Source organism: Micrococcus sp. KRD012 (genome assembly GCF_017168555.1).
Lineage (GTDB): Bacteria > Actinomycetota > Actinomycetes > Actinomycetales > Micrococcaceae > Micrococcus > Micrococcus luteus.
In genome coordinates this window covers 37,427-63,805 of record NZ_JABFBB010000021.1, presented here as the reverse complement: position 1 = coordinate 63,805, position 26,379 = coordinate 37,427, and the positions used below count along the sequence as shown (strand labels likewise).

The 26,379-nt window shown below is 72.5% G+C and carries 18 protein-coding genes and 1 pseudogene; 5 read left to right on the top strand and 14 right to left on the bottom strand.

Annotation, left to right across the window (positions count from 1 at the left end; genetic code table 11):
• Position 1: 1 nt before the first annotated feature.
• The 5 genes from J1M37_RS08890 to uvrA are packed head-to-tail and all read right to left on the bottom strand — an operon-like array spanning position 2 to position 7,552.
• On the bottom strand, positions 2-1,048 hold the full coding sequence (locus J1M37_RS08890) for a gluconeogenesis factor YvcK family protein (protein ID WP_036315301.1): 1,047 nt from the start codon (positions 1,046-1,048) through the stop codon (positions 2-4).
• On the bottom strand, positions 1,045-1,941 hold the full coding sequence (gene rapZ / locus J1M37_RS08885; RefSeq protein ID WP_036315303.1) for an RNase adapter RapZ: 897 nt from the start codon (positions 1,939-1,941) through the stop codon (positions 1,045-1,047). Before rapZ ends, J1M37_RS08890 begins: the two co-directional genes overlap by 4 nt.
• Complete coding sequence (gene uvrC / locus J1M37_RS08880) at positions 1,938-3,863, bottom strand: excinuclease ABC subunit UvrC (protein ID WP_180949559.1); 1,926 nt, start codon at positions 3,861-3,863, stop codon at positions 1,938-1,940. Before uvrC ends, rapZ begins: the two co-directional genes overlap by 4 nt.
• Complete coding sequence (locus J1M37_RS08875) at positions 3,856-4,527, bottom strand: lysophospholipid acyltransferase family protein (RefSeq protein ID WP_036315306.1); 672 nt, start codon at positions 4,525-4,527, stop codon at positions 3,856-3,858. Before J1M37_RS08875 ends, uvrC begins: the two co-directional genes overlap by 8 nt.
• 40 nt (positions 4,528-4,567) lie before the next feature.
• A complete protein-coding gene (uvrA, locus tag J1M37_RS08870) occupies positions 4,568-7,552 on the bottom strand; it encodes an excinuclease ABC subunit UvrA (RefSeq protein WP_036315307.1) in 2,985 nt (994 codons plus the stop codon).
• Positions 7,553-7,666: 114 nt separating this feature from the next.
• Between uvrA and J1M37_RS08865 the strand changes: the two genes are divergently transcribed.
• Positions 7,667-8,347 (top strand): MBL fold metallo-hydrolase, encoded by a 681-nt coding sequence (locus J1M37_RS08865; RefSeq protein WP_206452451.1) that lies wholly within the window; start codon positions 7,667-7,669, stop codon positions 8,345-8,347.
• A 30-nt stretch (positions 8,348-8,377) separates the two neighbouring features.
• On the opposite strand, the gene J1M37_RS08860 is transcribed toward J1M37_RS08865, so the two are convergent.
• Positions 8,378-9,301 carry a methyltransferase domain-containing protein gene (locus tag J1M37_RS08860; RefSeq protein WP_036382741.1) on the bottom strand — a complete coding sequence of 308 codons (924 nt, stop codon included), beginning with the start codon at positions 9,299-9,301 and terminating at the stop codon, positions 8,378-8,380.
• Between the two features lie 42 nt (positions 9,302-9,343).
• On the opposite strand from J1M37_RS08860, the gene J1M37_RS08855 reads away from it, so the two are divergent.
• Together J1M37_RS08855 and J1M37_RS08850 are read left to right on the top strand one after the other, a co-directional pair.
• Positions 9,344-11,977 (top strand): DEAD/DEAH box helicase, encoded by a 2,634-nt coding sequence (locus J1M37_RS08855; protein ID WP_036382743.1) that lies wholly within the window; start codon positions 9,344-9,346, stop codon positions 11,975-11,977.
• 32 nt (positions 11,978-12,009) lie between these two features.
• Positions 12,010-13,476: an alpha/beta fold hydrolase gene (locus tag J1M37_RS08850; RefSeq protein WP_206452450.1), complete on the top strand. Its 1,467-nt coding sequence runs from the start codon at positions 12,010-12,012 to the stop codon at positions 13,474-13,476.
• Between the two features lie 52 nt (positions 13,477-13,528).
• Here the strand turns inward: J1M37_RS08850 and J1M37_RS08845 are convergent, their stop codons facing one another.
• From J1M37_RS08845 to coaE (J1M37_RS08810), 7 genes and pseudogenes are all read right to left on the bottom strand, one after another.
• A complete protein-coding gene (locus tag J1M37_RS08845; protein ID WP_144826485.1) occupies positions 13,529-14,788 on the bottom strand; it encodes a TerC family protein in 1,260 nt (419 codons plus the stop codon).
• A gap of 214 nt (positions 14,789-15,002) precedes the next feature.
• Positions 15,003-15,974, bottom strand: a pseudogene (locus J1M37_RS08835) (TerC/Alx family metal homeostasis membrane protein); the annotation flags it as partial.
• A gap of 76 nt (positions 15,975-16,050) precedes the next feature.
• On the bottom strand, positions 16,051-16,815 hold the full coding sequence (locus J1M37_RS08830; protein ID WP_122054304.1) for a hypothetical protein: 765 nt from the start codon (positions 16,813-16,815) through the stop codon (positions 16,051-16,053).
• Positions 16,812-17,450 (bottom strand): SatD family protein, encoded by a 639-nt coding sequence (locus J1M37_RS08825; RefSeq protein ID WP_044658956.1) that lies wholly within the window; start codon positions 17,448-17,450, stop codon positions 16,812-16,814. Before J1M37_RS08825 ends, J1M37_RS08830 begins: the two co-directional genes overlap by 4 nt.
• A 76-nt stretch (positions 17,451-17,526) precedes the next feature.
• The gene (gene uvrB, locus J1M37_RS08820; RefSeq protein WP_049147864.1) at positions 17,527-19,656 is read right to left on the bottom strand and encodes an excinuclease ABC subunit UvrB; all 2,130 of its coding nucleotides are present in this window, start codon (positions 19,654-19,656) and stop codon (positions 17,527-17,529) included.
• A 37-nt stretch (positions 19,657-19,693) separates the two neighbouring features.
• A complete protein-coding gene (gene coaE, locus J1M37_RS08815; RefSeq protein WP_036315330.1) occupies positions 19,694-20,341 on the bottom strand; it encodes a dephospho-CoA kinase in 648 nt (215 codons plus the stop codon).
• Positions 20,338-22,707: a dephospho-CoA kinase gene (gene coaE / locus J1M37_RS08810; protein WP_206452449.1), complete on the bottom strand. Its 2,370-nt coding sequence runs from the start codon at positions 22,705-22,707 to the stop codon at positions 20,338-20,340. Before coaE (J1M37_RS08810) ends, coaE (J1M37_RS08815) begins: the two co-directional genes overlap by 4 nt.
• A 154-nt stretch (positions 22,708-22,861) precedes the next feature.
• On the opposite strand from coaE (J1M37_RS08810), the gene J1M37_RS08805 reads away from it, so the two are divergent.
• Positions 22,862-23,563 (top strand): IMPACT family protein, encoded by a 702-nt coding sequence (locus tag J1M37_RS08805; RefSeq protein ID WP_036315334.1) that lies wholly within the window; start codon positions 22,862-22,864, stop codon positions 23,561-23,563.
• Positions 23,556-24,773: a class I SAM-dependent methyltransferase gene (locus tag J1M37_RS08800; protein ID WP_241250975.1), complete on the top strand. Its 1,218-nt coding sequence runs from the start codon at positions 23,556-23,558 to the stop codon at positions 24,771-24,773. The genes J1M37_RS08805 and J1M37_RS08800 overlap by 8 nt, the downstream gene beginning before the upstream one ends.
• A gap of 135 nt (positions 24,774-24,908) precedes the next feature.
• On the opposite strand, the gene rpsA is transcribed toward J1M37_RS08800, so the two are convergent.
• Positions 24,909-26,366 (bottom strand): 30S ribosomal protein S1, encoded by a 1,458-nt coding sequence (gene rpsA, locus J1M37_RS08795; RefSeq protein ID WP_036315338.1) that lies wholly within the window; start codon positions 26,364-26,366, stop codon positions 24,909-24,911.
• Positions 26,367-26,379: the final 13 nt, after the last annotated feature.

The window sequence follows — 26,379 nt, the reverse complement described above, 5'->3', positions numbered from 1 at the left end:
GTCAGTGGGTCATCGCCTCGTCGATCGCGACGGCCAGGCGCAGCGGGTCGTGGACCTGGGGATCCTGGGCACTGCTCACTCTACTGAACGCCACGCGCGCGCCCATCCGGGCCGCCTCGGCCTCCACCGCCGCCCGGTCGGTGACCGCGTCCACGTCGGCGATCACCACGTCCAGCCGGAGGTCCGGCGCATAGGAGCGCAGCACCTTGAGGTGGTCGGCGTGGGTGAGGCCGGTGGTCTCCTGGTCTCCCGTGCGCAGGTTCAGCACCATGAGGCGCCGGGCGGTGGTGGCGGCGAGGGCCGCGCGCACGTCCGGCATCAGCAGGTGCGGCAGCACCGACGTGTACAGCGAGCCGGGTCCGAGCACCACCCAGTCGGCCAGCTCGATCGCCGAGAGCGCCTCCGGGGTGGCGGGGGCGTCGGACGGGCTCAGGCGGACGTCGGTGACGCGCCCCTCGAACGCGGCGACCGCGAGGGCCACCTGGCCCTCCACGCATCGGGTGCGCAGGCGGCCGTCCGGGCCGGCGCTGAGCACGTCCCCGCCGATGGTCAGCGGCACCCGCGAGACCGGCAGGACCTCACCGTGCGCCCGCAGCAGGGCGCCGGCCCAGCGCAGCCCGTCCACCGGGTCGCCCAGCAGCTCCCAGAGGGCGACGATCAGGAGGTTCCCGAGCGCGTGGTTGTCCAGGGTGGCCTGGTCGGCGGGCACCTCGGTGGAGCGGAAGCGGTGCTGCATGACGTGGGCCCAGGTCCGACCCCAGTCGGTGTCGTCGCACAGGGCGGCCAGCGCCATGCGGAGGTCGCCGGGCGGCAGCACCGCCATCTCCCGGCGGATGGTGCCGGAGGAGCCACCGTCGTCCGCCACCGTGACGATGGCCGTGAGGTGCCCGGCCACGTGCCGCAGGGCCGCGAGGGACGCGGAGAGGCCGTGGCCGCCGCCGAGGGCGGTGACGCGGGCCGTGGGGCGGGACATGCCCGCACCCACCCCGCGCCCTTCCGAACCCATCCCGGGCGGCAGGGGCAGTTGGCCGGTGAGCGGGGACGTCATTCGCGCCCCATGTCCCGGTGCTGGACGTGCACCGTGACGTGGGGCACCTGGGCCAGGCGCCGGGCCAGCTCCTCGGCGACGGCCACGGAGCGGTGCTTGCCGCCCGTGCAGCCGATGGCGAGCGTAGCGTAGTGCTTGTTCTCCCGCCGGTAGCCCTCGAACACCGGCCCCAGCATGGCGACGTACGTGCGCAGGAAGTCCTCGACACCGGGGCGGGAGAGCACGTAGTCCGCGACCGCGGCCTCCGTGCCCGTGTGCGGACGCAGCGCCGGCACCCAGTGGGGGTTGGGGATGAAGCGCATGTCCGCCACGAAGTTCGCGTCCGCCGGGACGCCGTACTTGAACCCGAAGCTCATGATGGTCAGGCGCAGCGTGACGGGGCCGGACTCCGAGAACAGCTCGGTGATCTCCGTGGCCAGGCCGTGCACGTTCAGCTCGGTGGTGTCCACCACGACGTCGGCACGCGCCTTGAGCGGCTCGACGACGTCCCGCTCCGCGCGGATGCCGTCCAGCAGCCGGGCGTTGCCCTGCATCGGGTGGGGGCGGCGGCCGGCCTCGAAGCGTTGCAGGAGGACGTGGTCCTCCGCATCGAGGAACACGGTGCGATACTCCACTCCGCTGTTGGCCAGGTGCTGCAGGGCGGCGTACAGCTCCTCGAAGTAGGAGCGCGAGCGCACGTCCACCACGATCGCCAGGCGCGGGAACGCCTCCGGCGAGCGGGCGATGAGCTCGGCCAGCGTGCCGAACAGGGCCGGCGGCATGTTCTCCACCACGTCCCAGCCGTGGTCCTCGAGCGCGTGCGCGGCGGTGGTCCGTCCGGCGCCGGACATCCCGGCGATCACGAGCACCTCGGATGTCGGCGGCTTCTCCGGCTGGAGGGTCTCCTCGGTCATGACTCCACTGTATCCGCGGGCGTGTCGGCCGTGAGCGCCGTGTGGACGGCCTCGGCCAGCCGCGGCCCGATGCCGGCGACCTCGGTCAGCCGGTCCACGCCGGCGGCCCGGATCTCGGCGACGGAGCCGAAGTGGTTCAGCAGCGCGGTGCGCTTGGCCGGGCCCAGGCCCGGGATCCCGTCCAGGGCGGAGACGGTCATCGCCTTGGACCGCCGGCTGCGGTGGCCCGCGATCGCGAACCGGTGCGACTCGTCACGGATGCGCTGGAGCAGGTACAGGCCCTCCGAGGTGCGCGGCAGGACCACCGGGAACTCGTCGCCCGGCAGCCACACCTCCTCGAGCCGCTTGGCCAGCCCGACCACGGGCAGGTCGTCCAGGCCCAGCTCCGCGAGGACCGCCGCGGCCGCGGCCACCTGGGGCGGGCCGCCGTCGACCACCACGAGCGAGGGCGGGTACGCGAAGCGGCGCCCCGCCTCCTGATCGCCCCCCTCGACCTGACCGGAGAGCGGGGCGCCCTCCGCGCGCTCCTTGGCCAGGCGGGCGAAGCGGCGCCGCAGGACGTCGCGCAGGGACGCCGTGTCGTCCCGGGCGGCCTCCCCCGTGACGTTGAAGCGGCGGTAGTCCTTCTTCTTCGGCAGCCCGTCCTCCATGACGACCATCGAGCCGACCACGTTGGTGCCCTGGGAGTGGGAGATGTCGTAGCACTCGATGCGCAGCAGGGGCTCGGTGATCTCCAGGGCTTCCTGCAGCTCCCGCAGGGCGGCGGAGCGGGTGGTGAGGTCCCCGGACCGCCGCGACTTGTGCAGCTTGAGGGCCATCTCCGCGTTCTCCCGGACGGTCTCCATGAGGTCCGCCTTCGAGCCCCGCCGGGGCACGCGCACGGCGACCCGGGACCCGCGCAGGCCCGAGAGCCACTCGGTGAGCTGTGCGGCGTCGTCGGGCTCGACCGGGACGAGGATCTCGTGCGGGATGCGCTCCGGCCCCTCGAGGTCGCCGTAGACCTGCTGGAGCAGGTGCGCGACCATCTCCGGCTCGGCGACGTCCTCCACGCGCTCCATGACCCAGCCGCGCTGGCCGCGGATGCGTCCCTGCCGGACGTGGAACACCTGCACCGCGACCTCCAGCTCGTCCGCGTGCAGGGCGAAGATGTCCGCCTCCGTGTTCTCCGGCAGCACCACGGCGTTGCGCTCGAACACGCGGCGCAGCGCGGCGATGTCGTCCCGCAGCCGGGCCGCGTCCTCGTAGCGCAGCTCCTCGACGGCACGGGCCATGGCCTTCTCCAGCTCGCGGATGAACCGGTTCGCGTCCCCGGCCATGAAGTCGCAGAAGTCCTGGGCCAGCGCGCGATGGTCCGCCGGGCTGATCCGGCCCACGCAGGGCGCCGAGCACTTGCCGATGTAGCCGAGCAGGCACGGCCGGTCCTGGGCGCGGGCCCGCTTGAACACGCCGGCCGAGCACGTGCGGACCGGGAAGACGCGCAGCATCAGGTCCACGGTCTCGCGGATCGCCTTGGCCGGGTGGAACGGGCCGAAGTACTTCACGCCGGGCTTCCGGTCGCCGCGCATCACCTGGACGCGCGGGAACTGCTCGTTCATGGTCACGGCCAGGTACGGGTACGACTTGTCGTCCCGGTACATGATGTTGAACCGGGGGCGGTACTCCTTGATCCACGTGTACTCGAGCTGGAGCGCCTCCAGCTCGGAGCCGACGACGGTCCACTCGACCGCGGCCGCCGTGAACACCATGGTCCGGGTCTTGGTGGCCAGCCGGGCGGGGTCCTGGAAATAGGAGCTCAGGCGGGCGCGCAGGTTCTTCGCCTTGCCGACGTAGACGACGCGTCCGTCCGCGTCGCGGAAGCGGTAGACGCCGGGCGACGTGGAGATCTCGCCCGGAGCCGGGCGGTAGGAGGCCGGATCAGCCACGGGCACCCGGGGCGGCGTTGTAGGCGTCCACGCGCTCCTGCCCCGAGAGCGCGCCGATGGCGTCCATGATCGCCGCCGTCGCGTCGCGGCGCTGCGGCAGGGTGTGTCGACGCCCGGGGTGGCCGAAGTCCAGGGGCGCGCCCACGCGCACGGAGAACCGGTGGGGACGGAAGCCGTTCGTGTCCGGCGGCTGGAGGTGCTGCGTGCCGACGAGGCCCACGGGCACCACGGGTGCGCCCGTGGCCAGGGCCAGCCAGGCCGCACCGGTGCGGCCGCGGTAGAGGCGGCCGTCGCGGCTGCGGGTGCCCTCCGGGTAGATGCCGACGCCCTGGCCGGACTCGAGCAGGCCCACGAGGGACTCGAGCGCGGCCACGGAGGCGGCCTGCTCGCCCCGGCGGACGGGGACGGAGCCCACGGACTCGAAGAACCGCCGCCGGACGCGGCCCCGCAGGCCCGTGCCCGTGAAGTACTCCTCCTTGGCGAAGAAGTGGACCGGGCGGGGGGCGAGGGCCTGGAGGATCACCGAGTCGACGAAGGACAGGTGGTTGGAGGCCATGACGAAGGGGCCCCGCGCAGGGACGTGCTCCATGCCGACGACCTCGGGGCGGCAGGTGAGCCGCAGGAGCGCGGCGGCGCTCCTGCGCACGGGCTCCGACGTCGCCATGGCTCTCCTTCGTCCGCGTCCTGCGTGGGCGGGGTCCATGCTACGCGAGCAGTTCCGCGAGGAACCGGCCCGTGTGGCTCTCCGCGACGTGTGCGACCTCCTCCGGCGTGCCCGCGGCCACGATCGTGCCGCCCCCGGAGCCGCCCTCGGGGCCGAGGTCGATCACGTGGTCGGCACTCTTGATGACGTCGAGGTTGTGCTCGATGGTGAGCACCGTGTTGCCCTTGTCCACGAGGGACTGGAGCACGTGCAGGAGCTTGCGGATGTCGTCGAAGTGCAGCCCCGTGGTCGGCTCGTCCAGCACGTAGATGGTGCGGCCGTTGGAGCGCTTCTGGAGCTCGGCCGCCAGCTTCACGCGCTGGGCCTCGCCGCCCGAGAGCGTGGTGGCGGGCTGGCCCAGGCGGACGTAGCCCAGACCGACGTCGACGAGCGTGTCCAGGTACCGCGAGATGCGGGTGTACGCGCTGAAGAAGTCCGCGGCCTCCTCGATCGGCATGTCGAGGACCTCGGCGATGTTCTTGCCCTTGTAGGTGACCTCGAGCGTCTCCCGGTTGTACCGGGCCCCGTGGCACACCTCGCACGGCACGTAGACGTCCGGCAGGAAGTTCATCTCGATCTTCAGCGTGCCGTCCCCCGCGCACGCCTCGCAGCGCCCGCCCTTGATGTTGAAGGAGAACCGGCCCTGCTGGTAGCCCCGGACCTTCGCCTCGGGGGTCTCTGCGAAGAGCTTGCGGATCGCGTCGAACACGCCGGTGTAGGTGGCGGGGTTGGAGCGCGGCGTGCGCCCGATGGGGCTCTGGTCCACGTGGACCACCTTGTCCAGGTGCTCGAGCCCCTCCACGGACCGGTGCCGGCCGGGCACGAGCTTGGCGCCGTTGAGCCGGTTGGCCAGGACCTTGTAGAGGATCTCGTTGATCAGCGTGGACTTGCCCGAGCCGGACACACCCGTCACGGCCGTGAGGACCCCGAGCGGGACCTCCACCGAGACGTCCTTCAGGTTGTTCTCCTGGGCGCCGCGGACCGTCAGCACGCGCCCCTTCTCCGGGACGCGACGCCGCTCCGGCACCGCGATGGAGCGGCGCCCGGAGAGGTAGTCGCCGGTGACGGACCGCGTGTTCGCCTTGAGATCCGCCAGGGAGCCCGAGTGCACGACCTCGCCCCCGTGCTCGCCCGCGCGAGGACCGATGTCCACGATCCAGTCCGCCTCGGCGATCGTGTCCTCGTCGTGCTCGACGACGATGAGGGTGTTGCCGAGGTCCCGCAGGCGCAGGAGGGTCTCGATGAGGCGGCGGTTGTCCCGCTGGTGCAGGCCGATGGACGGCTCGTCGAGCACGTAGAGGACGCCGACCAGCCCGGAGCCGATCTGCGTGGCCAGGCGGATGCGCTGGGCCTCGCCTCCAGAGAGGGTGCCGGCCGGCCGCTCCAGGTTGAGGTACTCCAGGCCGACGTCCAGCAGGAACGCCAGCCGGGCCAGGATCTCCTTGAGCACCTGGTCCGCGATCTGCCGCTCCCGGTCCGTCAGCCGCAGCCCCGAGAAGAACTCCATGGCCTCCCGCATGGGCAGGCGGGTGGCGTCCGCGATGGACAGGCCGCCCACGAGCACGTTCAGGACCGTGGGGTTGAGGCGGGCCCCGTGGCACGCCGGGCACGGGATCTCCCGCATGAACGACTCGTAGCGCTCGCGGGCGCCGTCCGACTCGGTCTCCCCGTGCTTGCGCATCACGTAGGGGATGACGCCCTCGAAGCCCGTGGTGTAGCGGCGCTCGCGGCCGAACCGGTTGCGGAACGTCACCTCCACCTTGAAGTCCTTGCCGTGCAGGACGGCGTCGCGCTCCGCCTCCGTCAGGTCCTTCCACGGGGTGTCCAGGGAGAAGCCCATCTCCTTGCCCAGCCCGCCGAGCACGCGCAGCCAGTAGTCCGAGGTGGACTTGCCGAGCGACCACGGCACGACGGCGCCCTCGCGCAGGGACAGCTCGTCGTTGGCGACGACGAGGTCCGGGTCCACCTGCAGACGGGAGCCGATGCCGGTGCACTCGGGGCACGCGCCGAACGGGTTGTTGAAGGAGAACGAGCGCGGCTCGATCTCGTCCACGGTCTGCTCGTGCCCGTTGGGGCAGGAGAGCTTCTCGGAGAACGAGCGGTACCGGGGGTTGCCCTCGGCGTCCCGCCCGCCGAACTCCGCGGTGTTCTTCCTGCCCTTCTCGGCGACCGGCTCCACGTCCACGAACTCGGCCACGACGAGGCCGTCCGCCAGCTTCAGGGCGGTCTCCACCGAGTCGGTGAGGCGCTGGCGGATGCCCTCCTTCATGGCGAGGCGGTCCACGACGACGGCGATGGTGTGCTTGACCTGCTTCTTCAGCACGGGCGGGTCCGAGAGCTGGACGGTCTCCCCGTCCACGACGGCGCGGGCGAAGCCCTGCGTGGACAGGTCCTTGAACAGGTCCACGAACTCGCCCTTGCGGCCGCGGACCACGGGCGCGAGCACCTGGAAGCGGGTGCGCTCGGGCAGCTCCTCGAGCTGGTCCACGATCTGCTGCGGGGTCTGCCGGCTCACCGGCTCGCCGCACTGCGGGCAGTGCGGCACCCCGACACGCGCCCAGAGCAGGCGCATGTAGTCGTAGATCTCGGTGATGGTCCCCACCGTGGAGCGCGGGTTGCGGTTGGTCGACTTCTGGTCGATGGACACGGCCGGGGACAGGCCCTCGATGAAGTCCACGTCCGGCTTGTCCACCCGGCCCAGGAACATGCGGGCGTAGGAGGAGAGCGACTCGACGTAGCGTCGCTGGCCCTCGGCGAAGATCGTGTCGAAGGCCAGGGAGGACTTGCCCGAGCCGGACAGACCCGTGAACACGACCATGGCGTCCCGCGGGAAGCTGACGTCCACGTCCTTCAGGTTGTGCTCGCGGGCGCCCTGGACGACGATGCGGTCCCGCTCGCCCGAGCGCGCGCCGCCGGGGCCGGAGGCGAGGCCGCCGGGGTGGGCCTCGACGGCGGAGGAGACGGTGGTGGAGGAGTTCTTGGGCACGCGGCCAGCATAGGGGCGGGTACGGACACGACACCGGGGTCTCGCCTGTGGGCGAACCCACCGCGGGCCGGGCCCGCCCTGGCGCCTCACCGCCCCGTCCGTACACTGTTGCGCATGCCCGAGACCGCCCGGAACCGCCTCCTGCACGATCTGCCCGCCGCCACGGTGCGCACCTGCTCCGTGTCGGAGATGGACAACAACGTGTACCTGCTCACCTCCAAGACCACGGGGGCGCAGGTGCTGATCGACGCCGCCGCCGAGGCCGAGGCCATCCGCGACCTCATCGCCTCGGCCGCGGACGACACCCCGTGCGAGCCGCGCCTCGAGATGATCGTCACCACGCATCGACACTGGGACCACGTGCGCGCGTTGCCGGCGCTGGCCTCCCTGACCGGGGCCCGCACGGCGGCCGGCGAGGACGACGCCGACGCGATCGCCGAGGCCACGGGGGTCGCCCCCGACGTGCGCCTGCGCCACGGGGACACCGTGGGGGCGGACGGGCTCCGGCTCGAGGTGGTGGCCCTGCGCGGCCACACGCCCGGGTCCATCGCGCTGGTGTGCCGCCCCGAGGCGGACGAGCCGGCCGTGCTCTTCACCGGCGACTCCCTCTTCCCGGGCGGGGTGGGCAACACCGAGGGCGACGACGGCCGGTTCCGTCAGCTGTTCACGGACGTGAGCGATCGGATCTTCGACGCGTTCGACGACGACGTGGTGGTCCACCCCGGCCACGGCGCCTCCACGACCCTGGGCGCCGAGCGCCCCCACCTGCCGGAGTGGGCCGAGCGCGGCTGGTGACGGTGCGCCCGGGCGGTCCCGGGCCCAGCGTCAGGCCGGCTTCTGCCCCGCCATGAACAGGCGCCGGGCCGGGAAGATCGTGACCGGGCCGCCGTCGTCGGCCGTGACACCGGGCACCGGCGGGTACGCCTCGCGCATGGCGGCGCGGTACCGGTCCACGAACGCCTCGAGCAGCCCGGCGCCCTCGGCGGCGCCCTCCTCGGCGTCCCAGCGGGCCAGGGCCTGCAGGCTCGGTCGCAGGGCCGCGCCGGAGGTCCACCGGAACACCGGGTCCTCGCCCGTCAGCACCTGCTGGTACTCCGTCTCCCAGACGACCGGGGACCACCCCGCCTCGAGGAATAGCCGCGTGTACTCCTCGGGCGGCGCCACGGTGCGGGTCGTCGCCACCCCGTGCAGCGGCTCGGAGAAGGCCGGGTCCTCCGCCAGCGCCACGATCGCCGCGTGGGAGGGCTGCTCGTAGGGCCGCGGGATCTGCGCCGCGAACCACGCCCCCGGCGTGAGGTCCCCGAGCCAGCGCCGGATCAGGCGACGGTGCGTCGGGATCCACTGGAGCATCGCGTTGGACACCACGACGTCCGTCGCCCCCGACGGGCGCCACTGCGAGGCGTCGACCGCCTCGAAGCGCAGGTTGGCGGGGGCGCCCGTGCGGGCCGCCTGCTCCCGGGCCCGCTCCAGCATGGCGGGCGAGTCGTCCAGACCGATCACCTCGGCGTCCGGCCAGCGCTCGGCCAGCGTCCGGGTCAGGGTCCCCGGGCCGCAGCCCAGGTCCACCACGACGCGCGGGGCCTCGGCGCGCACGCGCCCCACCAGGTCGTGGAAGGGGCGGGCGCGGTGTTCGGCGAAGCCCTCGTACTGCGCGGGATCCCAGGTGAACCCCCCGCCCTGTCGGCCGGTCACGTCCCCCACGACGGCGTCGGTGTCCGGGTGCGGGCTCTCGGGCGCGATCTGACTCATGGCGGCACCGTATCGCGCGGAGCGGCCGATACCCTGGGGGCGATGACTTCTGCCGCCACGAACCCGCCCTCGCTGACCGACCGCATCGACGCGCTCCCGCCGGCCCCGGACGCCGACGACGTCTTCGGGGCCTTCGCGGCCTGGACCGAGGACCGCGGGATCTCGCTCTACCCCGCCCAGGAGGAGGCCGCCCTCGAGCTGGTCCAGGGCCGGCACGTGATCCTGGCGACGCCCACCGGCTCCGGCAAGTCCCTGGTGGCGCTGGCCGCGCACGCCGACGCGCTCGCCCACGACGCCGTCTCCTACTACACGGCGCCGATCAAGGCGCTCGTCTCGGAGAAGTTCTTCGCGCTGGTGGACGTGTTCGGCGCGGAGAACGTGGGCATGGTCACGGGTGACTCCACCGTCAACGGTGACGCGCCGATCATCTGCTGCACGGCCGAGATCCTCGCCAACCGCGCGCTGCGCGAGGGCTCGGGCATGGAGATCGGCACCGTGGTGATGGACGAGTTCCACTACTACGCGGACCCTTCCCGCGGCTGGGCCTGGCAGGTGCCCCTCCTCGAGCTGCCGCAGGCCCGGTTCCTGCTGATGTCGGCCACCCTCGGCGACACGACCCGCCTCGAGGCGGACCTGACCGAGCGCACCGGGCGCGAGGTCGCCGTCGTCGCCCACGCGCAGCGCCCCATCCCGCTGACGTTCGAGTGGTCCGAGGTGCCGCTGCAGGAGAAGGTCGAGGAGCTCGTGGGCACCCACCAGGCACCGGTGTACATCGTGCACTTCTCGCAGCTGGACGCCGTGGAGACGGCCCAGGGTCTGTCCTCGATCTCGGTGACGTCCAGGGAGGAGAAGGAGGCGATCGCCGCGCGGATCGCCGGCTTCCGCTTCTCCGCGGGCTTCGGGCACACCCTGAACCGCCTCGTCCGGGCGGGCATCGGCGTGCACCACGCGGGCATGCTGCCCAAGTACCGCCGCCTCGTGGAGAAGCTGGCCCAGGACGGGCTGCTCAAGGTCATCTGCGGCACGGACACGCTGGGCGTCGGGATCAACGTGCCGATCCGCACCGTGCTGCTCACCGCGCTCTCCAAGTTCGACGGCGAGAAGACCCGCCTGCTCCAGGCCCGCGAGTTCCACCAGATCGCCGGCCGGGCGGGCCGGGCCGGCTTCGACACCTCCGGCACCGTGGTGGTCCAGGCCCCCGAGCACGTGATCGAGAACAAGGCGGCCGAGCGCAAGGCCGCGGCGAAGTTCGCGAACGTCAAGGACGAGGCCGAGCGGGCCAAGCGCATGAAGCAGTCCGTGAAGTCCGGCAAGCGCAAGACCCCGCCGGCCGGCTTCGTCTCGTGGGGGCCGGCGACGTTCGAGCGCCTCGTCTCCGCCGAGCCGGAGCCGCTGGTCTCCCGCATGCGGATCACGCACTCCATGCTGCTGAACATCCTCGACCGGCCCGGCGACCCGGTGATCGCGGTCCGGCGCCTGCTGCGCGGCACCCACGAGACCCCGGCCCGCCAGGCGGTGCTCATGCGCCGCGCGCTCGGGATCTTCCGGGAGCTGCTGGCCACGGGCGTCGTCGAGCGTCTGCCCGAGCCGGACGCCGAGGGCCGCACCGTGGACCTCACGGTGGACCTGCAGCCGGACTTCGCGCTCAACCAGCCGCTCTCCCCCTTCGCCCTCGCCGCGCTCGACCTGCTGGACCCGGCCGATCCCGACCACGCGCTCGACGTGGTCTCCGTGATCGAGGCGACCCTCGACCCGCCGCGCCAGGTGCTCTCCGCCCAGGTCAAGCACGCCAAGGGCGAGGCCGTGGCCGCCATGAAGGCCGAGGGCATGGACTACAACGACCGCATGCGGGCCCTCGACGAGATCACCCACCCGCGGCCGCTGGCCGAGCTCCTCGAGCAGCAGTTCGAGCTCTACCGGCAGGACGCCCCGTGGCTCGCGGAGTTCGAGCTGACCCCCAAGTCCGTGGTGCGCGACATGTTCGAGCGGGCCATGGGCTTCGGCGACTACGTGCGGTTCTACGGGATCGCCCGGTCCGAGGGCGTGCTGCTGCGCTACCTCACGGACGCGGTCAAGGCGCTGCGCCACACGGTGCCCGAGGCGGCCCGCACCGAGGATCTCCAGGTGCTGCTGGACTGGCTCGACGAGATGGTGAAGCAGACCGACTCGTCCCTCCTGGAGGAGTGGGAGGACCTGGTGGCCGGGGACATCGACGAGCTGCGCCGGGACATGGAGGCGCTCGAGCCGCCGGCGCCGCCTCGCCTGACGGACAACGAGCCCGTGTTCCGGGTGATGGTCCGCAACGCGATGTTCCAGCGGGTGCGCCTGTTCGGCGACGAGCGGGACGAGGCGCTCGCGCGCCTGTCCGGCGAGCTGTCCGCCGACGACTGGGCCGACGCCCTCGACGCCTACTTCGACGACCACGAGGACATCGACGACGGCCCCGCCGCGCGCGGCCCCGAGCTGTTCCGCGTGGCCGCGGCCCCCGACGTCGCCGCCCCGCTGGAGCTGGCCGGCCCGCGCTGGTGGGCGGTGCGGCAGGTCCTGAAGGACCCGGACGGGGACCTGGACCACGGGATCAACGCCGTGGTCGACCTGGACGCCTCCGACGAGGCGGGCCATCCCGTGATCCGGGTGGTCTCCGTGGGCGCGCCCGAGTCCGGGTGGGGCCTGTGAGCGCCGGGGACGCTCGGGCGGCAGGACGGCCCGTGGCGGGCGACCCGCGCGGCTTCGCTCCCCTCGAGCCGGCCCGCCACCGCGTGGGCGAGCGCACCGAGCTCTACGACGGCACCGTCACGGTGGACCACTGGTTCTCGGTGCCGATCGACCACGCGCTGGGCCTCGCCGAGGCCGAGGCGCAGGACGCGGCGGGCACCGGCGTCGGGCCGCACGGGCGCGGCACGCTGACCGTCTTCGCCCGCGAGATCCGGGCGAAGGACGACCCCGAGGGCGAGCGCCCCTGGGCCCTGTACCTCCAGGGTGGCCCCGGCAGTGCCGGGCCCCGCCCGGCGCGCCTGAGCGGCTGGCTCGGCGCGCTGGCCGAGAGCCACCGCGTGCTGCTGCTGGACCAGCGCGGCACGGGGCGTTCGACCCCGGCCACTGTGGCGACCCTGACCGCCCCGGGCGCCTTCGCCACGGACGAGGCGCGCGCCGAGCACCTGGTGCACCTGCGGGCGCCCTCGATCGTGCGGGACGCCGAGATGCTGCGCCTCGCCCTCGGCGCCGGGCCGTGGACCACACTGGGCCAGAGCTTCGGCGGGTTCTGCACGCTGAGCTACCTCTCCTTCCACCCCGAGGGCCTGCAGCGCAGCCTGGTGACCGGCGGCCTCGCCCCGCTCACCGGCCACGCCGACCGGGTCTACCGGGCCACCTACGCCCGGATGCGGGCCCGCGCCGAGGAGTTCTTCGACCGGCACCCGGCCGACCGCGACGCGTGGGCGGAGGCCGTGGGGCTGATCCGCGCCGCCGAGGACGCGGGCGCCCCGATCCCCCTGCCCGGCGGCGGGCCGCTCACCGTGGGACGGGCCCAGGCCCTGGGCATGCTGCTGGGCGGCAACACCCGCGTGGACCGCCTGCACTGGGTCCTCGCCGAGGCCGTGGACCGCACCGGGCCCGCGCCGCGCCTGTCCGAGACGTTCCTGGCCGCCGTCGCCGACCAGGACGACCGCCTCGTCAACCCGCTCTACACCGTGCTGCACGAGGCGATCTACGCGCAGCCGGCGGACCTGGCCGGCGGCCGGGCGGACACCGGCTGGTCGGCGTCCCGGATGCTCGCCGAGCACCCGGACTTCGACCCGGAGGCGACCACGGTCCCGCTGCCCACGGGCGAACACGTCATGCCCTGGTCCGTCGAGGTCGACCCCCGGCTGCGGCCCCTGGCCGGCACGGCGCGGCTGCTCGCCGAGCGCACGCAGTGGGGCCCGCTCTACGACGTGGCCTCCCTGGCGCAGAACACCGTCCCCGTGGCCGCCGCCGTCTACGCGGACGACGTGTACGTGGACCGGGACCTCTCGATCGAGACCGCGCGGCGCGTCCGCGGCCTGCGGGTGTGGGAGACCGGCGCCTTCCACCACGACGGCATCGCCGACGACGGGCCGGCGATCCTCGACCGGCTCCTGGCGATGACCGCGCCGGACGGCGCCGGGACGACGACGGCCCCCGACCCGGTCGACTGACCGGCCCGGGGGCCCGGGCGCCGGCGGAGGGCTCCCCGGCGCCGTGATCGGCTCAGACGGTGGGCCCGTCCTGCCGCACGATCTGCTCGGAGACCCCGCGCGCGTCGTCGTCACGGGGATCGGCGAGCCGGGTCTCGTGGGCCGTGCGGATGATGGCCGACCACGCGTCCTTGTGCTCGAGCAGCTGGTCGCGCCAGCGCTGGTCCACGGCCTCGGCCCGGGCCGTCCAGCGATCCATCAGGGCGGCGGCGCGCTCGCGCTCGGCCGGGTCGGCGTCCTCGGGCAGCTTCGAGTACCGGTACGAGTACTTCTCGGCGTTCTGCAGCGCCCGCAGGGCCTGGCCCTTCGGCGAGGCCAGGGAGATCGCCACGGTGATCGCCAGGATCACGACGACGACCACGAGGGACAGCGTCGTGGGGATCTCGACGACGGGCACGTTCTCGCCGCCGTTGATGAACGGCAGGTTGTTCTCGTGCAGGGCGTGCAGGATCAGCTTCACGCCGATGAACGCCAGCAGCGCGGAGAGCCCGTAGGCCAGGTAGACGAGGCGGTCGAGCAGGCCGTCGATCAGGAAGTACAGCTGGCGCAGGCCCATGAGCGAGAACGCCGTGGCGGTGAAGACGATGTACGCCTCCTGGGTCACGCCGAAGATCGCGGGGATGGAGTCGAAGGCGAAGAGGATGTCCGTGGCGCCGATCGCGATCATCACGAGGAGCATCGGCGTCATGAGGCGCTTGCCGTCCACCGTCGTGAAGAGGCGGTCGCCGTCGAACTGCTCGGAGGCGGGCAGGAACCGCTTGACGAGGCGGACCATCACGTTGTCCGCCTCGTCCTGGGCGCCCTCGGCGTCGCCGGACATCTCGCCCTTGAGCTGGCCGCCGGCGATGATCAGCAGGAACAGGCCGAAGAGGTAGAACACGTCCGACCACGCGGCGATGACGGCGGCGCCCAGCAGGATGAACAAGGTGCGCGAGATCAGCGCGAACGTGATGCCGAACAGCAGCACCTTCTGCTGGTAGTCGCGGGGCACGCGGAAGCTGGCCATGATGACCAGGAAGACGAACAGGTTGTCGACGCTGAGCGCCTTCTCCAGCAGGTAGCCGGTGTAGTACTCGACCGCGTGCTGGGTGTCGCCGAAGGCGAAGAACACGAGGCCGAAGATGAGCGCGAGGCCGACGTAGACGCCGGACCAGATCGCGGCCTCCCGGATCGTCGGCGTGTGCGCCTTGCGGACATGGGCGAAGTAGTCGAATGCGAGGAGGCCGACGATCAGCGCGATCGTCAGGCCCCAGGTCAGGCCGTTGATTTCCACGGGTCACCTCTCGGCGTCAGGGGTCGGGACGGTGCCGCAAGTCTCTCCGCCCGCCGCGACCGCGGCCCGGGCCCCTGTGTCCGGCCGGCGGCGCGCTCTCGGCGGCCGCGGCGTGCTGACGTCCACAGTGTTCGGGATACTCCCCTACGTCGCCGGTCAGTCTACCCGGTCGCACGACGACGCCCCGACCCGCGGCGGGCGGAGCGGGGCGTCGTCGGGCCCGCTGGTGCGGGCCGCGGGTCAGCGACGCCACGGTGGCCAGCACCAGGGTGCCGACGATGACGCCGAGGGAGACGAACGTGGAGATCTCCGGGACGGCTGTCACCGGGTGGCCGCCGTTGATGAAGGGCAGCTCGTTCTCGTGCAGGGCGTGGAAGACGAGCTTGACGCCGATGAAGGCGAGGATGAACGCGAGCCCGTGCTTGAGGAACACGAGACGGTCCATGAGCCCGCCCAGCAGGAAGTAGAGCTGGCGCAGGCCCATGAGGGCGAAGATGTTGGCGGTCAGGACGATGAACCAGTTCTGGGTGAGGCCGAAGATCGCCGGGATGGAGTCCACCGCGAACATCACGTCCGTCAGGCCGATCGTGATGAACACGACCACCATGGGGGTGAACATGCGCCGGCCGTCCACGGTGGTGCGCAGTCGGTTGCCGTCGTAGTCGGGGGCCACGTTGAGGCGGCGGGTCAGGCGGGCCACGACGCCCGGCTCGGACTCCTCGTCCTCGCCGTCGTCCTTGAGCTGCTGCCAGGCGGTCCAGAGCAGGAAGGCGCCGAAGATGTAGAACACCCACGTCAGGTGCTCGATGGCGACGGCGCCGACCGCGATGAACACCGCGCGGGCGATCAGCGTGATGATGATGCCCACCATCAGCACCTCCTGCTGGTAGCGGCGGGGCACCTGGAACGTGGCCATGATGATGAGGAACACGAACAGGTCGTCCACGCTGAGGCTGTACTCGGTGACCCAGCCGGCGAGGAACTCGGTGCCGTGCTGTGCATCGCCCAGGGCGAAGAGCAGCCCCGCGAAGACCAGCGCCAGCGCCACGTAGAACCCGATCCACAGGCCGGCCTCCTACATGGAGGGCTCGTGGGGGCGGCGCGCGACGTACAGCAGGTCGAGCAGGAGGATGACGCCGAGGACCACAAGGGTCGTGATCTCGAAGACGGGACTGAGCACGTCCATGGAGGGGTTCCTTTCGTGGGGGCCGCGCCAGTGTAGACGGGTGCGGTCCCGCGCGCGGACGCGGGTGGGCCCGGTCTCAGGCTGCGCCGGGAGCGGTCAGGCCCAGGGCGAGCCAGACGACGACGGCACCGGCGGCGGCCAGGCCCCAACTGGCGAGGGAGCCGATGAGGAACTCCTCCGCGCGCGAGCCGGCGCCGCGGTCCGCCGAGATCTCCGGGAAGCGCACGATGCCCTTGGCCGCCATCAGGGCCGCGATCACCGGATAGGCCTGCGCGAGCCCCAGGACGACCATGAGCAGTCGCTCCATGGGCCCGATGTAGCGACCGCCGCGCAGGCCGTCGGCCGCGGGGTCCGTGGGCGCGGCGGACGGCACGGTCGTGGGCTCCGCCGCGGGGTCCTCCGCCTCCTCGTCGCCTCCGTCGGCGGGCCGGCCCGCCAGGGCGAGGACCGCGCGGGTGACCCGGTTGCCGGTCTCGGTCAGGGCCAGCGCCACCGCCAACAGCGTGAGGGCCGGGGGCGCGGAGCGCAGGCCCGCGGGCGCCAGGGTCGACTCGAGCACGGCCACCAGGCCGACCACGGCCACCACCGCGACCACCCCGAGCGGCCGGTCCGGGTGCAGCCACGTCCAGCCCATCAGCAGGCCGAGGGACACCAGGCCGCCGCCCACCGCGACGGCCACGCCGGTCGGCGCCAGCACGGCCACCAGCACCGCGGCGAGGACGGCGGCCACGGCCGCGCCGGCCCGGGCGAGCCACCGCCGCCGTGGGGCGGGCCAGGCGCCGGGCAGGACGGCGTCGAGCAGGTCGTGCAGCCCCAGGGCGAGCAGTGCGAGGGCGGTCACGGCGCGACCTCCGTCGCCGCAGCGGCGAGCTCGGCGTCCAGCTCGAGCAGCCGGCCGATCCCGGACCGCGCGACGGTCTGCGACACCGCGGACTGCGTGATCCGCTCCGCCCGTGCGGCCTCCGCCTGGGTCGCCCCGCCCAGCAGGGCTGCGGCGATCCGGCGTTCGCGGGCCTTGAGCCGGCCGAGGACGTGGTCGCGCAGCAGGGCGAGCCCGTCCACGGCGGCGGTGAGGGACGGGTCCGCGGCACGGAAGGCGGTCGCGGCGCCGGCGGCCCGCTCGTGCGCGTGCTCGACGGCCTCGCGGGCCCGATACCAGGCCGTGCCGTCCTCGATGCCGTCTCCGCCGGCGTCCAGGGCCCGCCGCTGCCCCAGGCCGATCCCGAAGCGCAGGTCGAGGCCCGGGGGCAGGGCGAGCGTGACGCGGACGGTCAGCCGGAGCGCGTCCGGCCAGGTGCGGTGCAGCGCCTGGAACTCGTCGCCGACGCTGGCCCAGGCGGGGCGCAGCGGCGGGACGTCCTGTTCCGCGGCCGCGAAGGCGGCCAGGATCTGCTCCTGCGCGCGCTCCCGGTCCGGGAGGGCGCGGGAGCCGACGATGTCCGCGATCACGGCCGCGACCGGGGGTGCTGCGCTCATGGCGTCACACTATCACTGATATGACGACATTCATCAGTGTTTTCATAACACCCTGGGTCGGCATCATGCCGGGTGGTCACTGCTCCCGCTTCATCTGCCGCAGCTCCTTCTTGAGCTCGCCGACCTCGTCGCGCAGGCGGGCGGCGAGCTCGAACTGCAGGTCCGCCGCCGCCTGGTGCATCTGCTTCGACATCTGCTCGATCAGATCGGCCAGGTCCTTGGCGGGCAGCGACGCCGGGTCCACCGCCGGAGCCTCGGTGCCCTCCCCTGTGGTCGCGTCCCGGTCCAGCGAGCTGAGGCCTCGGTGGCCCATGCCGAAGTCGAACCCGGACTTCACGCCGCCCATGCCCTTGAGGAAGTCGGCGGTGTCCGCGTCCTCCCGGGCCAGCTGGTCCGTGATGTCCGCGATGCGCTTGCGCAGCGGCTGGGGGTCGATCCCGTGCTCCTCGTTGTACGCGATCTGCACGGCCCGGCGCCGCTCGGTCTCCTCGATCGCCCGCCGCATGGAGTCCGTGACGTTGTCGGCGTACATGTGGACCTCGCCGGAGACGTTGCGGGCGGCGCGGCCGATGGTCTGGATGAGGGAGGTGGTGGAGCGCAGGAACCCCTCCTTGTCCGCGTCCAGGATCGCCACGAGCGAGACCTCGGGCAGGTCCAGGCCCTCGCGCAGCAGGTTGATGCCCACCAGCACGTCGAAGGTGCCCTTGCGCAGCTCCCGCAGCAGCTCCACGCGGCGCAGCGTGTCCACATCCGAGTGGAGGTACTCGACCTTCACCCCCGCCTCGAGCAGGTAGTCCGTGAGGTCCTCGGCCATGCGCTTGGTCAGCGTGGTCACCAGGACGCGCTCGTCCTTGGCCGTGCGCACCCGGATCTGCTCGAGCAGGTCGTCGATCTGGCCCTCGGTCGGCTTGACCACCACCTGCGGGTCCACCAGCCCGGTGGGCCGGATGATCTGCTCGACGTAGCCGTCCGCCTGGCCGAGCTCGTAGGCGCCCGGCGTCGCGGAGAGGTACACGGTCTGCCCGATCCGTTCGAGGAACTCATCCCACTTCAGCGGGCGGTTGTCCATGGCCGAGGGCAGGCGGAAGCCGTGCTCCACGAGGGTGCGCTTGCGGGACATGTCCCCCTCGTACATCGCGCCGATCTGCGGGATGGTCACGTGGGACTCGTCCACCACGAGCAGGAAGTCGTCCGGGAAGTAGTCCAGCAGGCAGTGCGGGGCGGAGCCGGCGGGACGGCCGTCGATGTGGCGCGAGTAGTTCTCGATGCCGTTGCAGTAGCCCATCTGCTGCATCATCTCGAGGTCGTACGTGGTGCGCATGCGCAGCCGCTGCGCCTCGAGGAGCCTGTCCTGGGACTCCAGCTCCTGCAGCCGCTCCCGCAGCTCGTCCTCGATGGTGGTGATCGCCCGGCCCATGCGCTCGTCGCCGGCCACGTAGTGCGAGGCCGGGAAGATGTACATCTCCTCCTCCTCGCGCACCACCTGGCCGGTGAGCGGGTGCAGGGTCTGGATGGACTCGATCTCGTCCCCGAAGAACTCGATGCGCACCGCGAGCTCCTCGTACATGGGGATGATCTCCACGGTGTCCCCCCGCACCCGGAAGGTGCCGCGGTGGAAGTCGACGTCGTTGCGCACGTACTGCATCTGCACGAACCGCCGCAGGAGCACGTCCCGGTCCATCTCCGCACCGCGGCGCAGGGTGACCATCTGCTCGATGTACTCCTCGGGCGTGCCGAGGCCGTAGATGCAGGAGACGGTGGCCACCACGATCACGTCCCGCCGGGTCAGCAGCGCGTTCGTGGCCGAGTGGCGCAGCCGCTCGACCTCCTCGTTGATGGAGGAGTCCTTCTCGATGAAGGTGTCCGTCTGCGGGACGTACGCCTCGGGCTGGTAGTAGTCGTAGTAGGAGACGAAGTACTCGACCGCGTTGTTGGGCAGCAGCTCGCGGAACTCGTTGGCCAGCTGCGCCGCGAGCGTCTTGTTCTGCACCATCACCAGCGTGGGCCGCTGGAGGCGCTCGACGAGCCACGCCGTCGTCGCCGACTTGCCCGTGCCGGTGGCGCCCATCAGGACGACGTCCTTCTCCCCCGCCTCCACGCGCTCGGCGAGCTCGGCGATGGCCTTCGGCTGGTCACCGGAGGGCTGGTAGGGGGAGATGACCTCGAACGGGGCGACGACGCGGTTGATCTTCTGGGCCAGGCTCATGGCAGAACCCTACGTCGCGCCCCGGACACCCCGGCGGTCAGTCCGCCGAGGGCTCAGCCGCGCCGGGGGCGAGGAACCGGTCCCACACCTGGTTCGCCACGGACGCGAGCCGCTCGAGGTCGGCGTCGTTGACGATGACCACGTCCGCGACGGCGCGCCGCTGCTCGTCCGTGGCCTGGGCCGCGATCCGCGCCTCGGCGTCCGCGCGGCTCATGCCGCGGTCCTCCACCATCCGGCGCAGGCGCTCCTCGAGCGGGGCCTCCACCACGATCACGAGGTCGAACGCGTCCGCCTGCCCGGTCTCCACCAGCAGCGGCACGTCCTGGACCACGACGGCGTCCGGCCCGGCCTCGGCGACGATGCGCCGGGCCGCAGCCCGGATCCGGGGGTGCACGATGCGGTTCAGGCGCTGTCGGGCGCCCTCGTCCCCGAAGACGATGCGGGCCATCTCGACGCGGTCGAGCTCACCGTCCGCGGTGATGACGCGGTCCCCGAACTCGTCCTGGACGGCGGCCAGCCCGTCGGTGCCCTTCTCGAGGACCAGCCGGGCGAGGGCGTCCGAGTCCACCAGGAGCGCGCCACGCTCCTGCAGGACACGGGCCACCGCGGACTTGCCGGCGGCGATCCCGCCGGTCAGGCCCACATGGACGCGCGGCCGTTCGGCCACCGGGTCGGTCTCGGTCATACGCGCTCTCCTCGGGCGGCCTCGAGCTGAGGCTGGATCTTGGCCTCCCAGTATGCCCGGACGGCCTCCTGCAGGTCCTCGAGCGAGCCGTCGTTCTCGATCACGGTGTCCGCGATCTCGGCCCGCTCCTCGTCCGCCGCCTCCTCGTCGATGAAGGCCCAGGCCCGCTCGCGGGTCATGTCGTGGGACTCCATGAGCCGGGCGACGCGCACCTCGGCGGGAGCGGAGACGGCCAGCACCTGGTCGAAGTCCTGTCCGGAGCCGGTCTCGGCCAGCAGGGCCAGGTCGACCACCAGCACGGAGTCCTCGCCGATCTCGCGGGCCCGGCGGTTCGCCTCGTCGCGCACCGCCGGGGAGACGATCTCGTACATGCGCGTCCGGGCGGTCGAGCTCTCGGTGGTGAGCCGGTTGAGGGTGCGCGCGTCCAGGGTGCCGTCCGCGCGGACGATGTCCTCGCCGAAGACCGAGCGGAGCTCCTCGAGCACGGGGTTGCCGGGCACGAGGATCTCCCCCATCAGGTCGTCGAACTCCACGACGACGGCGCCCAGCCGCTCGAGCTCCGCGCCGACCTCGGTGCGGCCCGCGGCGATGCCGCCGGTCAGGCCGACGGTGACGAGGGCCTTGGCCGCGTCGATGCGCTGCTGGTGCCACGTCTTCGGGGTGTGCGTGTCGTTCTCCGGCTCGGTGCCGACCTCGAACTCGGGGCGGATCACGAAGTCCGAGACGTCCACGCCGTCCTCGGTGGCGCGGCGGCGGTACTCCTCGACCGGCAGCACCTGCTTCCACTGGCGGGTCCGCATGGGCCGCGCGGCACCCGCGTCCTCGCGCAGGGCCTGCAGCAGCAGTGCGGCCTGCGTGACGGTGATGAGCAGGATGGGCAGGCCGATCACGATGATGACCTCCTGCAGCGCCGCCAGGCCGTTCTCGCCCGCGGTGAGGATGATGGCCGCGCAGACCGCGCCGATGGACACGGCCCAGAACACGGACTGGCGGCGGGGCGCCGCATCCTCGTGGCCGTTGGCCATCGCGTCCATCACGAGCGCACCCGAGTCGATCGAGGTGATGAAGAACAGCGTGATGACCACGAGCGCCACGACCGCGGCCACCGTGTAGAGCGGCATGCCCTGCAGGTGCTGGAACAGGGCGGCCTGGACGTTGCCGTCGGTGACGATCGTCTGCGTGAGGTCGCCGCCCTGGCCCGGCGCCGGCGCGGTGGCGCGGTCCGACTGGAACGCGGAGTAGCCGTAGATGCCCATCCAGATGATGACGAACGCCGTGGGCAGGCCCAGGCCGGCCACGATGAAGGAGCGGATGGTGCGGCCGCGCGAGATGCGGGCGAAGAACATCCCCACGAAGGGCGCCCACGTGACGGTCCAGGCCCAGTAGAAGACGGTCCAGTCACCGGACCACTGGCCCGAGTTGTACGTGTCGTTGTAGGTGGAGAGCACGGGCAGCATGGAGGCGTACTCGCCGATCGCCTGCACGGTGCCGCGGATGACGTCCATGCTGGAGACGGCCCACATCAGGACGTACACGAGCAGGGCGATCGCCAGCAGGATGTTGGCGTAGGACAGCCGCTTGACGCCCTTGTCCATGCCGACCAGCACGGAGGCCGTGCCCACGGCGGTGACGACGGCCAGGATGAGCGCCTGGACCCAGCCGGCCACGGGGGTGCCCAGCACGTAGTTCATGCCCGCGTTGATCTGCAGGGCGCCCAGGCCCACGGACACGCCGAGGCCGAACACGGTGGAGACCACGGCGATGATGTCGATCGTCTTGCCGATGGGGCCGTGGATGCGATCGCCGAGGAGGGGCTGGAAGGCGGAGGACACGCGCGGGGGCAGCTTGCGCTTGTACGTGAAGTAGCCGAAGCACAGGCCCGGGACGAGCAGGATCGCCCACATGTGGATGCCGAAGTGGAAGTTCGCGATCGCCATGGCCTCCGAGGCCGCGCGGTCGGAGAACGGCTCCGTCCCCGCCATGGGCGGGTTGGCGTAGTGGTTCATCGGCTCCGCGATGCCCCAGAACATCAGCACCGCGCCGACGCCGGCGGCGAACATCATGCCGAACCAGGTCAGGCCGGAGTACTCCGGCACCGCGTCGTCGTCGCCGAGCTTGACCCGGCCGTACCGGGTCACGGCGAGGATGAACAGGAACGCCACCAGCAGGGTCAGGCTGAGGGTGTAGATCCAGCCGACGTCGTAGCGCAGCCAGCTCGAGACCACGCCGAAGGCCGCCTGGACCGTGCCAGGGAACAGGCCCATCGCGGCGGTGAAGAGCACGACCGCGGCGGCCGAGCCGAAGAAGATCGCCGGACTCGTGCGGAGCCCCAACGTGTCGTGCAGGCGAGTGAGCGGGGAAGTCATGAGTCTCCCGGGACAGGGTCGTGGGAGGCCCGCGGCGGCACGCGTGCTCGCTCACCGGTGGGCCGGTGCCGGGTGGCACGGTCTTCCACTGTACCGAAGCTCACGTCCGGGCTCGACGGCGTGCCCGTCCTCGGCCAGCCCCTAGGGTGGGGTCATGCCCGATCCCGCCCCCGCCCCGACCGCGCGCTGCACGGTCCTGCCGGCGTCCGCCCGCGACCCCGACGGCTGGCTGGAACGGGAGGTGGAGATCCGCCGCAGCCGCTTCCTCACCTACCTCGGGCGCGTCGAGGACGAGGCGCAGGCGCGCGAGATGGTCGCCGTCCTGCGGCGCCGGCACCACGACGCGCGGCACGTGTGCAGCGCGTTCGTCCTCGGCCCCGCCCGGGACCGGATGCGCTCCAGCGACGACGGCGAGCCCGCCGGCACGGCCGGCGTCCCCATGCTCGAGGCCGTCCTCCAGCGCGAGACCGCGCCGGGCCGGACCGACCTGACGGACGTGTGCGCCGTCGTCGTGCGCTGGTTCGGGGGGATCAAGCTGGGCGCCGGGGGCCTGGTGCGCGCCTACTCGGACTCGGTGTCCGGGGCACTCGACGCCGCCCCGCTGCGCACCCGCTCCCGGCTGGCCCTGCTCGCGGTGGAGGCGCCCCACACCGACGCCGGCCGGTGGGAGAACGAGCTGCGCGCGGCGGGCGTGTCCGTGCTGGAGGCGAGCTACGGCGCCGCGGGGGTCCGCCTGACGGTCGGCGTGCCGGACACCGAGGAGGCCCGCGCGGCGTTCGCGGCGCGGCTCGCGGACGTCACGGCCGGCGCGGGGCATGCGGAGCGGATCGGAGAGGACTGGGTGGACCATGAGTGAGCCGTTGCCCCGGGGGGTCACCCCCGATGTCGCCCGTGGCGGGCTGCCGGACGACCTCACCGCGGGCGTGGACTTCGCGGCGCTGGATCGGTGGCCGCTGCCGACCGAGCCCGACCGCCAGGCCCACGACGCGGCGGACCTGCTCCTGCTCGACACCCTGGCCGGGTGGATCGCGAGCGGGCACGTCCCCGGCCCGGTGGCCGTCCTGGAGGACCGGCACGGCGCGCTGACCCTGCCCCTGCTCACGGCCGGCCACGACGTCCGGATCCACCAGGACGACGCCTCCGCCGAGCGCTCGCTGGACGCGAACCTCGCCGCGTGGCGCGCCGCCGGTCGCCTCGGCGGGGAGACGGGCGAGCTCGAGCGAACGGCCACGCCTGAGGAGGCGGCCCGGGGCGCCCGGACGGTCCTGCTGCCGCTGCCCCGCTCGCTCGACGAGCTCGACCGGCTGTCCCGGATCGTCGCAGCCGTGGCCGACCCCGGCGTGGTCCTGCTGGCCGGCGGCCGCGACAAGCACATGAGTCCGCGCATGAACGCGGTGCTCGGCGCGGCGTTCGAGGACGTCGTCGCCGGACGGGGCCGCCGCAAGGCGCGCGTGCTCACGGCCCGGGGCCCGCGTCCCGGCGTGACCCCCCGGCCACCGGAGGAGGCCGACCGCGACGTCCCCGGCGTGGGGAGCCTGCATCTGGTGGCCCACGCCGGCGCCTTCGGTGGTGCCGCCGCCGACCCGGGCTCCCGTCTGCTGCTCGCCTCGCTCGCCGACGACCCGCGCCCGCCGGGGCGCGTCGTGGACCTGGGCTGCGGCAACGGGCTGCTCTCGGTCGGGGCAGCGCGGCTGTGGCCGCACGTCACCGTGGTGGCCACCGACCAGTCCGCCGTGGCGGTGGCCTCGACGCTGGCCACGGCCCGTGCGAACCGCGTGGCGGACCGCGTCCGGGCCGTGCGCGACGACGCGCTGGCCACGTGGCCGGACGGGACGGAGGAGTGCGTGCTCCTGAATCCCCCGTTCCACGACGGCAACGCCGTGGACCCCTCCGTGGCCCACCGGCTGGTGGCGGCCGCGGCGCGGGTGCTGGAGCCGGGCGGCCGGCTGTGGTGCGTCTGGAACTCGCACCTGCGGTACCGGTCGGTGCTGGAGGACCTCGTCGGGCCGACCCGGCAGACGGCGCGCGACCGCACGTTCACCGTGACGGTCTCCGAGCGCCGCTGAGCGCGGCCGCCGGGCCCCGTCCGCTCCCCCGCGGCCGGTCCCCCGGGACGCGACGACGCCCCGCCCCTCCGGAGGGAGGGACGGGGCGTCGGGTGCTCGGCGCGGACCGTCAGGGACGGCCACGCACCGCGGCGATCAGTTGCCGGTGAGCTTCTCGCGCAGGGCGGCGAGGGCCTCGTCGGAGGCCAGGGTGCCTCCGTCCGAGGACGGGGCCTCGGAGGAGTAGGACGAGCCGCCCAGGCCCGCACCGGCGTCGGCGCCGGCGGTGGCCTCCTCCTGGAGGGAGCGGCGCACCTGCTCCTTGTGGGCCTCCCAGCGGGCCTGAGCGTCGGCGTACTGCTGCTCCCAGGCGGCGCGCTCGGTCTCGAAGCCCTCCATCCACTCGTTGGTCTCGACGTCGAAGCCCTCGGGGTACTTGTAGTTGCCCTCCTCGTCGTACTCCGCGGCCATGCCGTAGAGCGCCGGGTCGAACTCGGTGCCCTCGGGGTCCACGCCCTCGTTGGCCTGCTTGAGGGACAGGGAGATGCGGCGACGCTCGAGGTCGATGTCGATGACCTTGACGAACAGCTCGTCGTTGACCGACACGACCTGCTCGGCGGTGTCGATGTGGCGCGAGGCCAGCTCCGAGATGTGCACGAGGCCCTCGATGCCGTCCTCCACGCGGACGAACGCACCGAACGGCACGAGCTTGGTGACCTTGCCCGGCACGACCTGGCCGAGGGCGTGGGTGCGGGCGAAGAGCTGCCACGGGTCCTCCTGGGTCGCCTTCAGCGACAGGGAGACACGCTCGCGGTCCATGTCCACCTCGAGGACCTCGACGGTGACCTCCTGGCCCACCTCGACGACCTCGGACGGGTGGTCGATGTGCTTCCAGGACAGCTCGGAGACGTGCACGAGGCCGTCCACGCCGCCCAGGTCCACGAAGGCGCCGAAGTTGACGATGGAGGACACGGTGCCGTTGCGGACCTGGCCCTTCTCCAGCTTGTGGAGGAAGTTGGAGCGGACCTCGGACTGGGTCTGCTCGAGCCAGGCGCGGCGGGACAGGACCACGTTGTTGCGGTTCTTGTCCAGCTCGATGATCTTCGCCTCGAGCTTCTGGCCGATGTAGGGGGCCAGGTCGCGCACGCGGCGCATCTCCACGAGGGAGGCCGGGAGGAAGCCGCGCAGGCCGATGTCGAGGATGAGGCCGCCCTTGACCACCTCGATGACGGTGCCCTCGACGACGCCGTCCTCCTCCTTGATCTTCTCGATGTCGCCCCAGGCGCGCTCGTACTGGGCGCGCTTCTTCGAGAGGATCAGGCGACCCTCCTTGTCCTCCTTGGTGAGGACCAGGGCCTCGACGGTGTCGCCCACGGCCACGACCTCGTCCGGGTCCACGTCGTGCTTGATGGACAGCTCGCGGGACGGGATGACGCCCTCGGTCTTGTAGCCGATGTCGAGCAGGACCTCGTCGCGGTCCACCTTGACGACGGTGCCCTCGACGAGGTCGCCATCGTTGAAGTACTTGATGGTCGCGTCGATGGCGGCGAGCAGGTCCTCGGCAGAGCCGATGTCGTTGATGGCGACCTGCGGGGCGTTGGAAGTGGTGGTCATGTAGGAGGGACTC

Coding starts and splice junctions, on each gene's coding strand:
- J1M37_RS08805 (WP_036315334.1), top strand. CDS start 22,862: ATGCCCGATCCCGCCCCCGCCCCGACCGCGCGCTGCACGGTCCTGCCG.
- J1M37_RS08890 (WP_036315301.1), bottom strand. CDS start 1,048: ATGACGTCCCCGCTCACCGGCCAACTGCCCCTGCCGCCCGGGATGGGT.
- J1M37_RS08825 (WP_044658956.1), bottom strand. CDS start 17,450: ATGAGCGCAGCACCCCCGGTCGCGGCCGTGATCGCGGACATCGTCGGC.
- J1M37_RS08865 (WP_206452451.1), top strand. CDS start 7,667: ATGCCCGAGACCGCCCGGAACCGCCTCCTGCACGATCTGCCCGCCGCC.
- J1M37_RS08800 (WP_241250975.1), top strand. CDS start 23,556: ATGAGTGAGCCGTTGCCCCGGGGGGTCACCCCCGATGTCGCCCGTGGC.
- J1M37_RS08860 (WP_036382741.1), bottom strand. CDS start 9,301: ATGAGTCAGATCGCGCCCGAGAGCCCGCACCCGGACACCGACGCCGTC.
- rpsA (WP_036315338.1), bottom strand. CDS start 26,366: ATGACCACCACTTCCAACGCCCCGCAGGTCGCCATCAACGACATCGGC.
- coaE (WP_206452449.1), bottom strand. CDS start 22,707: ATGACTTCCCCGCTCACTCGCCTGCACGACACGTTGGGGCTCCGCACG.
- uvrB (WP_049147864.1), bottom strand. CDS start 19,656: ATGAGCCTGGCCCAGAAGATCAACCGCGTCGTCGCCCCGTTCGAGGTC.
- rapZ (WP_036315303.1), bottom strand. CDS start 1,941: ATGACCGAGGAGACCCTCCAGCCGGAGAAGCCGCCGACATCCGAGGTG.
- J1M37_RS08855 (WP_036382743.1), top strand. CDS start 9,344: ATGACTTCTGCCGCCACGAACCCGCCCTCGCTGACCGACCGCATCGAC.
- coaE (WP_036315330.1), bottom strand. CDS start 20,341: ATGACCGAGACCGACCCGGTGGCCGAACGGCCGCGCGTCCATGTGGGC.
- J1M37_RS08875 (WP_036315306.1), bottom strand. CDS start 4,527: ATGGCGACGTCGGAGCCCGTGCGCAGGAGCGCCGCCGCGCTCCTGCGG.